The 10,979-nt window shown below is 31.9% G+C and carries 10 protein-coding genes; all 10 read right to left on the bottom strand.

The window, feature by feature from the left end:
• Window positions 1–104: 104 nt before the first annotated feature.
• Window positions 105–1,019 (bottom strand): type VI secretion system baseplate subunit TssG, encoded by a 915-nt coding sequence (gene tssG / locus BKH41_RS00045; protein WP_095296312.1) that lies wholly within the window; start codon window positions 1,017–1,019, stop codon window positions 105–107.
• Window positions 1,020–2,768, bottom strand: a complete 1,749-nt coding sequence (gene tssF, locus BKH41_RS00040) for a type VI secretion system baseplate subunit TssF (RefSeq protein WP_095296310.1) — start codon at window positions 2,766–2,768, stop codon at window positions 1,020–1,022. It lies immediately after the preceding gene.
• Window positions 2,769–3,161 carry a GPW/gp25 family protein gene (locus tag BKH41_RS00035; RefSeq protein WP_095296308.1) on the bottom strand — a complete coding sequence of 131 codons (393 nt, stop codon included), beginning with the start codon at window positions 3,159–3,161 and terminating at the stop codon, window positions 2,769–2,771.
• Window positions 3,162–4,613, bottom strand: coding sequence for a type VI secretion system contractile sheath large subunit (tssC, locus tag BKH41_RS00030; protein ID WP_095296307.1), 1,452 nt, complete (start codon window positions 4,611–4,613; stop codon window positions 3,162–3,164).
• 18 nt (window positions 4,614–4,631) lie between these two features.
• Window positions 4,632–5,129, bottom strand: a complete 498-nt coding sequence (tssB, locus tag BKH41_RS00025) for a type VI secretion system contractile sheath small subunit (RefSeq protein WP_095296305.1) — start codon at window positions 5,127–5,129, stop codon at window positions 4,632–4,634.
• A gap of 249 nt (window positions 5,130–5,378) precedes the next feature.
• Window positions 5,379–7,037: a hypothetical protein gene (locus BKH41_RS00020; protein ID WP_095296303.1), complete on the bottom strand. Its 1,659-nt coding sequence runs from the start codon at window positions 7,035–7,037 to the stop codon at window positions 5,379–5,381.
• Between the two features lie 9 nt (window positions 7,038–7,046).
• Window positions 7,047–8,717 carry a hypothetical protein gene (locus tag BKH41_RS00015; RefSeq protein ID WP_095296301.1) on the bottom strand — a complete coding sequence of 557 codons (1,671 nt, stop codon included), beginning with the start codon at window positions 8,715–8,717 and terminating at the stop codon, window positions 7,047–7,049.
• A 38-nt stretch (window positions 8,718–8,755) separates the two neighbouring features.
• Window positions 8,756–8,881, bottom strand: coding sequence for a hypothetical protein (locus BKH41_RS10015; protein WP_257875349.1), 126 nt, complete (start codon window positions 8,879–8,881; stop codon window positions 8,756–8,758).
• A 254-nt stretch (window positions 8,882–9,135) separates the two neighbouring features.
• Window positions 9,136–10,734 (bottom strand): hypothetical protein, encoded by a 1,599-nt coding sequence (locus BKH41_RS00010; RefSeq protein WP_095296299.1) that lies wholly within the window; start codon window positions 10,732–10,734, stop codon window positions 9,136–9,138.
• Window positions 10,735–10,745: 11 nt separating this feature from the next.
• The coding region (locus tag BKH41_RS09695; RefSeq protein WP_180762677.1) for a hypothetical protein at window positions 10,746–10,979 on the bottom strand (234 nt) is incomplete at its 5' end.

The raw sequence follows: 10,979 nt of genomic DNA, 5'->3' as shown, positions 1-10,979 counted from the left end.
ATTAATCATAGCGTTTTATTCTTAAGAAAATCTTAAACTAATGATTGCTTCTGATGACAATACATTTTGACTCCTGAGATTGATCTATAAACAAATAATCTTTCTCATTCATACATTTTAACAAGCATAGTATAGATGTCATTCTTTGGTTTGCCCATAATGCTTCCCCAACCTAGCTTAATGCCGTTTCTTCCCAATTTGAATGACATATGATCGCTATAGCGAATTTGCAAATATAGATCGATGGCAAACTCATTATTAGTTAAAAAAATAATACTATCCCTAAGACTCATAAATTTTGATCCCGCAGGCAAAAATTCAAGCGCTTCTTGATAGCTGATGTCTTTAATCAACACGCCGATTTTTGTTTGATAGGACTTGACTTTATCTCCTAAGATAAAAGTATTTCCGAGTGAAGAGTTTTTAATCCCCAAAAAAATTTTTTGTTTGGGATTAATGGTTATTTGATGGAGAATATTTTCAAGTATCCATATTTTTCCAAATAGATTGAAAGTGACTTGCAACACTCTTTCGATCTGTTTTTTAGGTCTGCGATGCGAAGCAATGAGAGAAGCAAAAGGCAAATAAGTTTTAGCAACTTGAGTATCCTTGAGACCCAACATTGATAAAAGCATCTTTGATATCTTGTCATCAATGTCTTTTTTGAACGATCTTGGGTAGTTTTTAATCGAAATGGTGTCGAAAAATAACCACAAGAGATAATGATGAAAAAAATCAAAAAATAGACTCCAACCTTCATTGCCATCATTATTTTTGGAAAATTTATCCAAAATATAGCTCGGAAGTTGAGAACTATTCCCATGCAATCCCATAAAATTAACAAATAATTCAAAGATGGAATTCTCGGGATTGATTTTGAGGCATTCTATATCCCTTGAAGGGTGACCCAAAGAGGGATTCACCCTTAAAAATAGATTGTCTCTATCGGTGTTTTTTAATAGCGATTCTATGAGTTTATAAAAAGAATAATCTTTGACTTTATTTTCTGTAATTACCATTTAAATTGTTGATTTTATCCCTTCGCAAGGATTGAACTCAATGGTTTGTCGCGTATTTTGGCAAAAAATTTGGAGTTCGCAAAATGAATTCGTAGAGGCAAAAAAAGATAAAAAGCGAGATACCACCAAACCAAATCTATAAATCTCTCCGATACCATAGAATTTTTCTTCATCAATAAACATCAGGCATAAAATTCCTTTTTTGGAAATTCCGTTCGTGATACGATAGATGGATTTGGATTTGATATCTGTAATGCCTTGCGAAAGTCTTTTTGAAATATTATCTGCATCTTCATTCTGAATAGTAAAATCATATGCCTGCAAGACTGAAAGAAAAGATTTTCTGTCAATAATGGTTTGGTAGTTGAGCGAAAGTACGGAAACGAGTCTCCAAAGAAGCTGTCCATCAATTTGAACAGCGTGCATTTTTGTCGGGATAGTGATATTTTTGGTCATAACATCTGCAAAAATTTTTTCGATTTGATTGATTTGACCTATCTTTAATTGCATAGGAAGATTTTTATTGCAACATAAAGTTTCTATAGAGATAGTCTCTATATCAAATCGATCAGGATCCATTAAAAAAAATGATATTTCCCGATAAGAATTTCCCTGCGAATCGTATTTATTTGCAATACTATAAAAATCGCTTAAATGCTTATTTTCAAAAAATTCAAATCTTTCAAACGATTTATAATTTTTGAGGAGTCTTCGCCCGCTTTTTGTACTTGAAGCTTGGACTTTTAAGATGTCTAAAATTTCATAATAATGAGGTTTAGTGCGGTCGATAAAAATTCGATAACCATCTTTTTGGTTGTTATTGATAATAGGTTCTGCAGAAGTCTCAAACAAATTTACGATAGGAGTGATAAAGAAATTAATATTTTCTTTTCTAGGAATACATAAGGGAGGAATTTCTTTGTTGAAAACTAGTTTTATGCTAAAGCCCTCAGTTTTAAAACTACTTAAAATATCCAAGTTTTTGATACTGACAAAATTAAACTTGTCAGGAATAAAGAAAAATTCCTGCATCAATTGAAACGCTTCAGCACCTGAATTTCTGCCATAAAAGATACTTTCATCTTCACTAAAACCTATAGGAGCAATCGAGTCATTAGGAATTCTAAATTCTTCTTCTTTTCCGACAGGAATCAGGACAATTTTTTCAAGATGGTTGAATATCCACATTAAAAGTGTCGTTGATAGATAAATGTCTAATCCCAAAAAAAGATTCAATCTATCAATCCCCAAATCACTTACAAGGGTATTTTTATGAATGAGCGTTGTTTTTATACTCAAAGCGTATTTATTGCCTGCAGTCGTTACAAATAAATCCGAAATCTTCAAGGGATATAAATGCACATCGTAAATAGTTTTAAAAGAACAGGCTACACCATCAATAGGCTCAGATTTTAGTTTTGTACCTTTTGGGATAAAAATTTTCTTCTCACTGCAATTTGGAGAAAGGCTAAATTCTTGCATAGATACAGAAGGAATGGGTGAAGTATAATTTGGCGATATAATATTAATCAAAGACTCTGCAATTGTCGGGATATTTTGATCCATTTCCTGACGGATTTTAGAGGTAAGCAAGGCTAAATTTTCAATCAATCTTTCAATATCAGGATCTTTGCTGTCATGGGATAAAAAAGGCGCAAGTTTGGGAAAGTTTTTTATAAAAAGCTCTCGCGTATGCAATAAATAATCAATTTCTTGCCTGTAATAAAGAAGCCTATCTTTATCTTCCATTTAAAGAACCTCGCAAAACCTGTTATTGCGGAAAACAATCCAAATATCAAACTCCTTGAATTTGTCTGCAACAAGAGCACATCTCAAAATAAAAGACAATTCCCAAGGGGCTGAAATATCTGAATAGCTGATAGATAAAATTTTAATTCTAGGTTCATATTCATACAGCATATTTTGAATCTCAAATCCCAAAGTACTATAAATTTCGTTGGAATCTGCACTGAATTGATTAAGCTCTGAAAATCCTAAATTCGGGACACTGATACAATCATCAACCCTTGTATTCAACAAGGAATTGATATTGTTCTTAATATCTGAAAATGTATTTTCAAAATAATTTATAGAAGCACATTGGTCATCCAAATTATGAATGATACCATCAATAAAACCCATCTACTCTTTGTCCAACTTGCCAACTAAAGATAGCTCAAAATTTGCCCCCATATATTTAAAATGAGGTCTAGCTAAGAGTTCCACTTTATACCAACCAGGTTCTCCAGGTATATCCACTACATTGACTTTTGCCCCTCTGAAAGGTCTTCTACTTCTAACTTCAGAAGGAGGATTTTCTTGGTCTGAAATATATTGCCTGAGCCAATCATTAAGCCCTTTCTCAATATCTTGTCTTTCTTTCCAACTTCCTATCTCTTCCCTTTGGAGAACTTTTAGGTAATGAGCTACCCTCGATATCAAAAATAGATAAGGGAGTTGCGTTCCAAGTCTAAAGTTAGTTTCAGCCTCTTTGCCTTCAGGAGTATTTGGAAAAATCTTTGGTTTTAATGCTGAATTTGCCGAAAAGAAAGATGCATTATTGCTTCCTCTTCGAAGGGTCAAGGTGATGAAACCATTTTCTGAAAGTTCGTATTCTCTTCTATCTGTAATCAAAACTTCTGTGGGTATTTTTGATTGAACACTACCAAAACTTTCATAAAAATACATTGGCAAATCCCTGACTTCACCGCCACTTTGAGGACCTATGATATTGCCGCACCATCGGTATTTTGCAAAACTTTCCGTTAATCTTGTGGCAAAAAGATAAACCGAGTTACCCCACAAAAGATGGTTGTGAGATGTATTCACATTTTCAATGTAATTAAAAGCTTTTACGGGATTGTTTTCAGGATCATAGGGAGATCGACTCAAAAACCTCGTTATAAGCAAACCGGTATATTTAGCATCTTCATTTTCTCTGAAACTTCTCCATCTTGTATATTGGGGTCCTTCGAGCAAAGCTTTTAAGTCTTGAATGTTTGGAAGCTCCATATAATTATCCAAACCAAAAAACTTTGCTCCCGCAGAAGTTAAAAATGGTGCGTGCGACATTGCTCCAATGGCAGCCATTTTATTTAAAAAAGTCATATCGGGATTTGACACGCCCAATTGATAATCCCCGATGATTGCTCCTATGGGTTCACCCCCAAATTGTCCATACTCTGCAGAATAAATATTTTTATAAAGCGTTGTTTTTGTAATATCGGGATTGAGTTCAAAATCTTCCAATGCTTCTTCTTTGGTCACATCAAACAAATCTATTTTGATATTTTCGTTAAAATCCGTCCTTTCTACTAAGGTATATAAACCTCTCCAAGTAGCTTCAATTTGCTGAAGATTTTCGTTGTGCAAAATTTCATCCATTTGTTTGGATAATAATTCATCAATATGGGCAATCATTTCATCCAAAACGAATTTATTGATTTTGTCAGCAACATTTTCAGACTGCACAATTTGAGAGATAAATTCAGCTACGCCTTGTTTGGCAATATTATAACTATCATCGTTCTCTAAATACTTGCTTTTTTGCATAATACTTTCTATGATCGGCGTTTCGATTGTTTCGACTTTCATCTTTAAAATCTCCTTGTTTTACTCTTTATCTTGTTCTTCTTTTGCTTTAGAAATTTCTAACAATAGTTTTTCTTTTGCTTCCTTATCGCTCAAAGCATTCAAAACGGCTTTTCTAAAATCAGGAATATTTCCCATAGGTCCTTTTAGTGCCATTAGTGATTCTCGCAAGCGCATTAGTTTTTTGAGTTCAGGGACTTGTCGGACAATATTATCAGGCGAAAAATCTTTTATGCTTGAAATTTTTAGATTAATATTCATTTCATCTGCTTCCGTATTTAAAACATTCTTAACTGTAAAACTAGTTTGAATATCCATTTTTTCCATAACTTGATTGAAATTTATTTTATTGATTGAAATCATCTCTCTATCTTCTAAAGGTGTTTGATTAACTCCTCCAGTAAGATTTGCCATAACCATAATTTTCATAGGCAATTCAACATCGGCATTGAGACCATTTGTCTTTGCTTTGTATGAAATATTAATGCGCTCTTTTGGAGCTATAGAACTATCAGCCATATATTTTACCTTTTACTTGACTTAATCAGTATTGTCTACAATTGTAACATAGTTTTTGAATTGTTTTGATGTATGATTTGTTATTTCTTGAAAAACTTATTTATAACCTTAAAATGTTTGAAGCTTCAAGAAATAGAACAAATGTTGTTAAAATTATTTTAAATCTCAATTAAGAGGTAAATTCTTTTGATATTCCATAAATCACATTATTCCCTATTCCCAATCTGTATAAAGATAAAATCTTAGCAATCATTGTTTTTTCTCCAAACTGTCAGCTGCCTTAAGAGATCCATTCGGATTGATCAAACCATCAGCAATCAGATTGATGATAAATGAATAATTATCTAAATAATAACCAACGAATTCTGGATATCCATTGAGTACATAATGATCTTCTAATGAATAATAATTTAAATGATTAACTAGACTTGCTGTACTGAATTGTTCCATAAATGCATTATTTATTTTTTTTAGTTGAATTTGTTTTTCTTTTTCTGAATCTTCTAATTCTTTTTCTGGATATTCATATTCTTTCTTTGGAGGTTTTGGATACAAAATATAATTTTTAAAGAATTCAGAATAATAAGGAGTGGGAGATTTTTGACTATCTTTAAAGATTTGATTGAATAGGACTTGATCATTTTGATAAAGGAATGAAGCAAGTTGTAAAGTATAGTCATCATAGGTTTTAGCAATGCAATAATGGAAATAGGCAATAGCTCGACCATATTCTCTACCAGGAGAAAAGTTATCCTTACATATATTATCTGTTTCGGTTATCATCTTCCTTGAAATCTCTCTAGCTCCCATTTTAAGATTTGGATTTCCTTTGATAAGGATCATTTCATAGAGAGAAGAAAAGAGATTGTCCTTATAAGCAAGCAGATCAGAAGCACAAATAATATCTTCAATATGAAGATACCTATCCTTTATATCTACTAGATTCTCGAAATCTTCAAGACTCTTATCTCTGATCTTACATTGAAAACTTGGAGAAATTATGGGCATAGGTCTAATTGAAATATCTATAGTGTATGGGTAGAGTGAATTATACTCCTTCTTAGCTTTAGCATAGTCTTTTTCATCCTCAAATACAATATTAAGTGCCCCATCTTCGAAATTCATCCGATCGCTAGCAGCAAGAAGTGCATAGAAACAACGAAAATCAATGCTGCAAGAAAAGCCATTATGTGTTTTTTTAAATTCATTAGCATATTCATTATAGAGTTTTTGCATCTTAAGTTTTTCTTCATTATTGTTTTTATTATATTTGTTATAAGTTGGATATTTCTCTACAAAATCAGAGAAAAATTTATCTTTTCCAAAAATTCTTTTAAATAAAGTTTTGTCATTCTCATAAAGAAAAGAAACCATTTGATAGATAAAATCATCATAGACTCCAGAGATGCATTCAAAAGACTCCACACCACCTGCACCACCAAGAAGAGTGCTTAAAACATCACTATTTTTGGCAAACTCTTCAACAGGAGCACTGCATTGATTGTCTCTTTTATTTAACATTGCTTCCATAATTTTTTGAGTTTTTGTTGTAAGCTTTGGATTTCCTTTGATAATGGCTTTATAGAGAGAATAAAAGAAATTGTCTTGAAAGGAAAGATGATTGAGTTTGCAAATGATTGCTTCATTTTTTCGTCTATTTTCTTGAAATGACCAATTACTTGGTTTTTGATACGACTGGGGACAATCAAATCTTGTAGGAATAACTAATATATCAGAATCTTCATCTTGTATAACATCATCATATGCCATCTTTGCATATTCAAAATCCTTATTTATCTTTTCTCCATAAGCTGTGTTCAATACTCCTAGAGCAATCAAACACACTGCCATTAGTTTAAATAAATATCGTTTCATTGGATGATCGATAAGATTTTTGTCTTGATACATCAACCCTCCTTAATAATCATTATTTTTTTTCAAACCACCAGCTGCTTTAAGCGATCCATTCGGTTTGATCAAACCATCAGCTGCTTTAAGAGATCCATTCGGATTGATTAAACCATCAGCAATCAGATTGACGATAAATGAATAATTATCTAAATAATAACCAAATAGTAGCGGATATTTATTGAACGAATAAATATCTCCTAATGAATAATAATTTAAATGATTAACTAGACTTGCCGTACTGAATTGTTCCGTAAATGCATCATCTATTTCTTTTAGTTGAATTTGTTTTTCTTTGCTTGGATGTTCGTATTCTTCCTCTGAAGGTTTTGGATACAAAATATAATTTTTAAAGAATTCAGAATAATAAGGAGTGGGAGATTTTTGACTATCTTTAAAGATTTGATTGAATAGGACTTGATCATTTTGATAAAGGAATGAAGCAAGTTGTAAAGTATAGTCATCATAGGTTTTAGCAATGCAATAATGGAAAGAGCCAATAACTGCAGTGGGATCTGCAAGAACAAGAGCACGTCCATAAGGAGGTTGAAAGTGAGAGCCACATTTATCATTTATTTCTTCTACCATTCCCCTTGAAATGTCTCTAGCTCCCATTTTAAGATTTGGATTTCCTTTGATAAGGATCGTTTCATAGAGAGAAGAAAAGAGATTATCCTTATAAGCAAGCAGATCAGAAGCACAAATAATATCTTCGAACCCAACACGTGGTAGTTCGAAATCGATGAGACTCTTATCTTTAGTTTTGCATTGAAAGCTTGGAGAAATTTTGGGTACAGACCTAAATGAAATATCTATAGCGTATGGGTAGAGCGAATTATACTCCTTCTTAGCTTTAGCATAGTCTTTTTCATCCTCAAATACAATATTAAGTGTCCCATCTTCGAAATTCATCCGATCGCTAGCAGCAAGAAGTGCATAGAAACAACGAAAATCAATGCTGCAAGAAAAGCCATTATGTGTTTTTTTAAATTCATTAGCATATTCATTATAGAGTTTTTGCATCTTAAGTTTTTCTTCATTATTGTTTTTATTATATTTGTTATAAGTTGGATATTTCTCTACAAAATCAGAGAAAAATTTATCTTTTCCAAAAATTCTTTTAAATAAAGTTTTGTCATTCTCATAAAGAAAAGAAACCATTTGATAGATAAAATCATCATAGACTCCAGAGATATAATCACGCACTATACGACCTTCAGCAAGCATAGTAACAGTAGTCCAACTAAAAAATTCACAACCACAAGTTTCGTATTGATTATCTCTTTCAATTAACATTGCTTCCATAATTTTCTTGGCTCTTTCTTTGAGTTTTGGATTTCCTTTGATGATGGCTCTATAGAGAGAATAAAAGAAATTATCTCGAAAGGAAAGACTATTGAGTTGGCAAATGATTGCTTCAATTTTTTGTCTGTTTTCTTGAAGTGACCAATTACTTGGTCCTTGATACGCCAAGGGACAATTAAATCTTGTAGGAACTAATAAATCAAAATCTTCATCTTGTATAGCATCATATTGCATCTTTTCGTAATCAAGATCTATCTCCTCCCCATAAGCTGTGTTTAATACTCCTAGAGCAATCAAACACACTGCCATTAGTTTAAATAAATATCGTATCACTGGGTGATCGATAAGATTTTTATTTTTATTATTTAAAAGCATTAAATACTCCTTTATTTTTGATTCTGATTGATTTGAATTTATTCACAATGATGGAGCTTAATAACACCATTTTTGGCATAATCAGAAAAACTAGACACATCTTCCAAAAAATACTTTTTTTGTCTTTTTATCAAAGAAACCGAACCATTTAAAATCACCCTCATTTCCATTAATCGACATTGTGCCAACTATACCATACCACCCACCCCGCTATGCGATCAATTTGCATCATTGCTTCTTCCTTTGTTCATTCTTGAACTACTTTATCCAACGCTCCTTTAATGTCACCTGAAACAATCAAATCCGTTGCTTTTCTTCTGTTTTTTTAAAAGGAAATAAATACAAACAAATCTTTGATTTTGACTGATTCATAGGAAGCAGCAACTATCTTAAAGATAACTATCGAGATTGTATTTCATCATTTTTTCTCCAAACCACCAGCTGCTTTAAGCGATCCATTCGGATTGATCAAACCATCAGCAATCAGATTGATGATAAATGAATAGTTATCTATATAATCACTTGATAGATACAGATCGGATAAATACGCCTTTACTGGATAATTATCTGGTGAATAATGATCAAAGCTGTTCATCATACTTGCTGTACTGAATTCCTCTATAAATGTGTCATTTATTTTTTTTGCTTGAATTTGTTTTTCGTTTTCTAAATCATCTGAATCTTCTGCATATAAAAGATAATTTTTAAAGAATTCAGAATAATAAGGAGTGGGAGATTTTTGAGTATCTTTAAAGATTTGATTGAATAGGACTTGATCATTTTGATAAAGGAATGAAGCAAGTTTGAAGATGTAGTCACTATAGGCTTTAAAGATGCAATAATGATAGATGTGTGCAATCCAATCAAAATTGTCGCCACGTTTAAAGTTACATTTACCATTTCTTTTTCTTAGCATTTCCCTTGCAATGTTTCTAGCTTCCATTTTGAGTTTTGGATTTCCTTTGATGATGGCTTGATACAAAGAAGAGAAGAGATTATCCCTATAAATAAGATCATTAGAAATACAAATCATATCTTCAGTAGTAATATCTTTTGCTTTGGTGATATTTTTAAGATTTTTATCTTTGATTTTACATTGAAAGCTTGGAGAAATCTTGGGTAATTTGCTTAAATCAGCTGTAGCTACAAAGATATCTTTAATGTATGGAGCATATGCGTTATATTCCTGCTTGGCTTTAACATAGTCTTTTTCATCCTCAAATACAATATTAAGCCTTCCATGCTCAATATCCAACCGATCATCAGCAACTAGAAGTGTATAGAAACAATCAAAATCAATGCTACAAGAAAAGCCATTATGTGTTTTTTTAAACTCATCATAGAATTCTTTCATCTCAGAATCTTCTTCATCATATCTATTATAATTCTTATAAGTTGGATATTTCTCTACAAAATCAGAGAAAAATTTATCTTTTCCAAATATTCTTTCAAATAAAGTTTTGTCATTCTCATAAAGAAAAGAGACCATTTGATAGATAAAATCATCATAGACTCCAGAGATACATCCAGCAGTCGCCACACCATCTATACCACCTTGAAAAGTTTTTAAAACATTACTATTTTTGACAAACGCTTCAGCAGGAACACTGCATTGATTATCTCTTTCATCTAACATTGCTTCCACAATCTTCTTGGCTCTTTCTTTAAGATTTGGATTTCCTTTGATGATGGCTTTATAGAGAGAAGAGAAGAAATTATCTTGAAAGGAAAGATGATTGAAATTGCAAATGATTACTTCATTTCCTTGTCTGTTTTGAAGCAATGAATCATTTGTTTTTTGATATGGTACAGGACACCTAAATCTTGGAGGAATAAATAAATTACGATCATCTATTAGGGCATCATAATATTTCATCTTTGCTTCTTTAAGACCCATCTTTTCTCCATAAGCTATGTTCAATACTCCTAGAGCAATCAAACACACTACCATTAGTCTGAATAAATATCGTATCATTGGATGATCGATAAGATTTTTGTTTTTGTTATTTAAAAGCATTAAATACTCCTTTATTTTTGGTTCAAACTGCCAGCTACTTTAAGTGAGCCATTCGGATTGATCAAACCATCAGCAATCAGATTGATGATAAATGAATAGAGATCCAAATCATTAACCGTACTTGCTGTACTGAATTGTTGCCTAAATGCATCATTTATTTCTTTTGCTTGATTTTCTTTTTCATTTTCTAAATCTCTTGTTTCTTTCCCTGAAATTTTTGGATATACAAGATAGTATTTAAAGAA

The sequence above is a fragment of the Helicobacter sp. 12S02232-10 genome, from assembly GCF_002272895.1.
In the GTDB taxonomy this organism is placed as follows: domain Bacteria; phylum Campylobacterota; class Campylobacteria; order Campylobacterales; family Helicobacteraceae; genus Helicobacter_J.
This window is presented reverse-complemented; position numbering and strand designations above follow the sequence as displayed.

Excerpts from the sequence above, each read along its gene's own strand:
- tssG (WP_095296312.1), bottom strand. The coding sequence starts at position 1,019 with ATGGTAATTACAGAAAATAAAGTCAAAGATTATTCTTTTTATAAACTC.
- tssF (WP_095296310.1), bottom strand. The coding sequence starts at position 2,768 with ATGGAAGATAAAGATAGGCTTCTTTATTACAGGCAAGAAATTGATTAT.
- BKH41_RS00035 (WP_095296308.1), bottom strand. The coding sequence starts at position 3,161 with ATGGGTTTTATTGATGGTATCATTCATAATTTGGATGACCAATGTGCT.
- tssC (WP_095296307.1), bottom strand. The coding sequence starts at position 4,613 with ATGAAAGTCGAAACAATCGAAACGCCGATCATAGAAAGTATTATGCAA.
- tssB (WP_095296305.1), bottom strand. The coding sequence starts at position 5,129 with ATGGCTGATAGTTCTATAGCTCCAAAAGAGCGCATTAATATTTCATAC.
- BKH41_RS00020 (WP_095296303.1), bottom strand. The coding sequence starts at position 7,037 with ATGTATCAAGACAAAAATCTTATCGATCATCCAATGAAACGATATTTA.
- BKH41_RS00015 (WP_095296301.1), bottom strand. The coding sequence starts at position 8,717 with ATGCTTTTAAATAATAAAAATAAAAATCTTATCGATCACCCAGTGATA.
- BKH41_RS10015 (WP_257875349.1), bottom strand. The coding sequence starts at position 8,881 with ATGAGGGTGATTTTAAATGGTTCGGTTTCTTTGATAAAAAGACAAAAA.
- BKH41_RS00010 (WP_095296299.1), bottom strand. The coding sequence starts at position 10,734 with ATGCTTTTAAATAACAAAAACAAAAATCTTATCGATCATCCAATGATA.